Annotated in this window: 1 protein-coding gene; it reads right to left on the bottom strand. The window is 69.0% G+C overall.

What is annotated here, in order from left to right; all coding sequences use genetic code 11:
- Window positions 1-1,084: recombination-associated protein RdgC (locus AC27IQ_RS24355; RefSeq protein WP_487091110.1), on the bottom strand; the 1,084-nt coding region annotated here is incomplete at its 3' end.
- Between the last annotated feature and the right edge of the window lie 435 nt (window positions 1,085-1,519).

Here is a 1,519-nt window from a genome sequence, read left to right as displayed (position 1 = left end):
GCCCCACGGCGATGGGGGGTTCGCGCCCGCCGCGGCCAGCCGCGCTGTCCCGGGGCCGGCCGGACCGCAGGCCCGTCGGGTCAGAACGGTGCGCGTCGTCTTCGGCACCGTTGGCCGCCACGGCAGCAGGGCCGCTCGAAGGCGCAGGGGCGGCAGGGTCGGCCGCCGGCGCTGCCGGGGGCGTGCCGCCCAGTTCGGTGCGGCCTTCGCCACCCAGCGCCTCGATCAGGTCGGGAATCAACTTGCTGAGTTCGCCCGTGGCGATGGCCACGTCGGTGTCGAAGCCGCCGTCATCGGCCTTGGTGCCTTCGAACACCGTGTCCAGGAACGATATCTTGCGCACCTGCAGGCCTTCGCTCAGCAAAAAGGACACGCGGTCGTCCCAGGTCATCGCGAGCTTGGTGGGCAGCTTGCCGGCGGCGATGTGCTCGCGCACCTCGTCGATGTCGAGCGGATGGCGGGCATAGCGCACCACGGCCTTGGCCTCGTCGGCGCTCTTGAGCTCGCACTCGCGGTCCACGCTGAAGCCCACGGGCGGCTCCTGCGTGCTGAGCCAGTGCGACATGGCGGCCTGGGGCGAGGTCTGCGTATCGAGCAGCGCCACCGACAGGCCGGGCAGCGCCTCGACCAGCAGCGTGACGACCTCGTCGGCCCGCGACTGGCTGCTGGTGTCCAGCACCAGCCAGTGGGCCTGCGGGTCGATCCACACCCACATCGATCCCTGCTTGGTGAAGGCCATGGGCAGCAGGTCGAGCTTGGCCTCGTCCTTGAGCTCCTTGGCTTCCTTCTTGCCGGGCTTGCGGCCAGTTTCCTGCTCGATGCGCGCGGCCTTTTCCTTGACCTTGCGGTTGAGCACCGAGCCGGGCAGCATCTTGGACTCGACCATGAAGCGCAGCACCCACTGCCCGCCCACGGATTCGGCCATGGGGCCGTGCGCGTCGCCCCGCGGCGGCACCCAGCCCAGCGATTTTTCCTGCGTGGCGCCGCACTCCACGAACGGCGTCTTGGCCAGCGCCTCCTCCACCTGCGGCAGGTCCACCTGCCACTGCGGCGCGATGCGGTACACGATCATGTTCTTGAACACGGAAATCCTTCAGCTCTGACGTTCATTGGCACACCCTGGGGCGCACGCCCGGGGGCGCGGCGCGGTGCAGCGGGGTGCCATTGTCGGGGGTGCGGTCGGCGCCGGGCCCGCGGCCTGGCGTGACCTTCGCTGGCATGGCACCCCGTTTGCTATGGATTCAATAGCTGCACAGGCAATCAATACGCCGGCATGGGGCCATTCCCATCCCCCGTTGCACGGACAGGGCAACCAACCCTTGTCACAACTTTACACAGCCACACGAACGCCTCACGCCGGCGTTACACAGGGGGAAGACACTGGCCCTCAACCGCTGCAACGGTCGTTGCGGCGGACCCACTCGCCCCCTGGGGCAAGAAAGGAACCACCATGTCCATCTTCTTCCAACGACGCATCGCCGGCGCTGCCGCCGCCACCGCCCTGCTGGCCGCCCTGGCC

It is taken from the genome of Acidovorax sp. KPB24-07 (assembly GCF_057543315.1).
Note: the sequence above shows the minus strand (reverse complement) of the source record. Positions and strands in the feature narration are given on the sequence as shown.